Here is a 2,011-nt window from a genome sequence, read left to right as displayed (position 1 = left end):
AGTTGTTGCGTAGTGCTTGGTGACCAGGACGGCTGGGGCACCAATAGGTTGTCAAAGGCCGAGTCGATTTTGGGGACTGGGATGTCCCAAAATCTATCACGAGGCCGAAGACACGCTTGTAGCGAGCACATTGGCACGAGAAACGGGCTATCGGGCTATCTTGGCCACGTCCCGGCGCTTAAAAACGCTGGAATCAGAGGATCGGTGAGCGATGCGGGCTAGTGGTGCTCCGGCCCCGGTGCACGGAAGATGAGCTGAGGATAGCCATCTCCCGCGCCTGCACCCATGAAGGCAAGGGATACAATTTTGATTTCGACTTCTTCCGCTCAGACAGGCTGGTGTGCACAGAAGTGATCTACCGGGCTTTCGATGGCATCGGCAACATCCGTTTCACACTGGCCGAGCACGCGGGACGTCCTGCATTGTCCGCCGAGGAGATTCTTGATCTGGCCCTTGAAGGCGAGATGTTCAGGCCGGTGGCGTTATTCGGTGTCACCGGTTGCAATGACTCTCTGTGTACAGGAACTGTGCTCAATGCGTTGCTGGAAAGCAGTTTCCACCGCAGCTCCTCTCATGTTGCAATGGAAGCGGCTTCCCCGAAATGAGCATTGAGGTGTTCGATATAGGCTGCTTCGATCCAGTCTGTATTACCGGCAATGACATTGTCGGCGTGAAACGTGGGAATCTGTTCGCGGATGCTCAGGTAGTGGTTGGTCATGATCAGCGGCTGCAGCACGTCATCGATATGCGGCGCGTTCTTAAGGACGAAGCCTTTTCCCAGGTCGCTCTTTTTCATGTTTGAGGTGGTCACGATCAAGAATTTGTCTGCCGGCACCTGGCCGCCTTCTCCGTAGTCGTCCGTGATAACAAATGTTTTCTTGTAGATCAGCACCTCGTCCAGCCACCGGACCATGGGCGCGGGCATGTTGAACCACATGATGGGCAAGATGTAGACAATGGCATCCGCCCAGAGCAGCTTGTCCACATCTCTGTCCGTGTTCCAGTCCTTGGTGACATCGGAATATTTCACACGGTGCCCCTTTGCCGACAGGTTTTTTTCGGTCAGGTAGGCCAGAAAGCCGTTTAGTTGGCCTTTGGCGTCGAAAATAGAATAGCCGGCGGTAACGATGAGAATCTTCATGGTTTTTCCTCGGTCAGATACGAATCAGGATGCTGTTCAGGCGGCGGCGTGACTTGGGCAGCTTTGCGTTGTAGTCGTCCTTGTGGCTGTAGCCCATGGCCAGAGCCACATCACACTGATAGCCGTCCAGCTCCTTTTCGAAAGCTTGGTTGACGAGTTCGGTATCGATACCTTCCATGGGTGTGGCATCGATGCGGAGTCGGGCCAGAGTATGCAGGATATTTCCCAGGGCGATATACAGCTGGGCCTTGGTCCAGCAATGGGTATCGCCGTTTTCATCCATGTTCATTTCGGCAAACGCAAAAGCGCCAAAGGCATCTTCCCTCGCCTCGGGCTTTGTACGGCCGTCCTCGATGCCGTTGTCCACCACTTCGGCATAGTCTTCCCGGGTGTAGCGCGGGTTGTGGGCAAGAAGGATGATCTGCGACGCTGCCATGACATGGGGTTGGTTGAACTGAAATTTGTGTACGAAGGTGTCGTGTATGCGCTGCCTGGCTTCATCGCTTTCTATCACCACAAACCGCCAGGGCTGGGAGTTGATGGAAGACGCAGACAGTCTCAGGGTTTCGAACAGTACCTCCATATCGGTTTCGGATACCCGCCGGGCCGGATCGTATTTCTTGGCAGTGTGTCTCCAACGGAGGTCTTCGACGATGGGATGGCTCATGGATTCTTCTCCCGAGGTGTTGATCACGTTGCGGTGTGTTACAGGATAATACCTAGCGAAAAAATAGATAATGGCGTTAATATGTAAAAATCTGCGTTCTAAGAACGCAGACTTGCCTTTTGCCCCCTATAAGGGGGCTTTGATGCCAGCCTTCTGAGAAGGCTGGCTGGTGAGTTATCCCATTTCATTGATTACTTGCCCAA

Annotated in this window: 3 protein-coding genes; 1 reads left to right on the top strand and 2 read right to left on the bottom strand. The window is 53.8% G+C overall.

Annotated features, from left to right (window positions below):
- The first annotated feature begins 224 nt into the window (after positions 1-224).
- Positions 225-605, top strand: coding sequence for a hypothetical protein (locus ACOCD2_RS17730; protein ID WP_293649930.1), 381 nt, complete (start codon positions 225-227; stop codon positions 603-605).
- Here ACOCD2_RS17730 and ACOCD2_RS17725 read toward each other — a convergent pair.
- Together ACOCD2_RS17725 and ACOCD2_RS17720 are read right to left on the bottom strand one after the other, a co-directional pair.
- Entirely contained in the window at positions 572-1,141 is a 570-nt protein-coding gene (locus ACOCD2_RS17725) for an NAD(P)H-dependent oxidoreductase (protein ID WP_293649929.1), read from the bottom strand. The genes ACOCD2_RS17730 and ACOCD2_RS17725 overlap by 34 nt on opposite strands.
- Positions 1,142-1,154: 13 nt before the next feature.
- Positions 1,155-1,808 carry a nitroreductase family protein gene (locus ACOCD2_RS17720; RefSeq protein WP_293649928.1) on the bottom strand — a complete coding sequence of 218 codons (654 nt, stop codon included), beginning with the start codon at positions 1,806-1,808 and terminating at the stop codon, positions 1,155-1,157.
- Between the last annotated feature and the right edge of the window lie 203 nt (positions 1,809-2,011).

The organism is Thiolapillus sp., from assembly GCF_048562965.1.
GTDB lineage: Bacteria > Pseudomonadota > Gammaproteobacteria > Chromatiales > Chromatiaceae > Thiolapillus > Thiolapillus brandeum_A.
This window is presented reverse-complemented; position numbering and strand designations above follow the sequence as displayed.

Bases quoted from the DNA above. Each gene is read 5' to 3' on its own strand.
- ACOCD2_RS17720 (WP_293649928.1), bottom strand. From the start codon at position 1,808: ATGAGCCATCCCATCGTCGAAGACCTCCGTTGGAGACACACTGCCAAG.
- ACOCD2_RS17725 (WP_293649929.1), bottom strand. From the start codon at position 1,141: ATGAAGATTCTCATCGTTACCGCCGGCTATTCTATTTTCGACGCCAAA.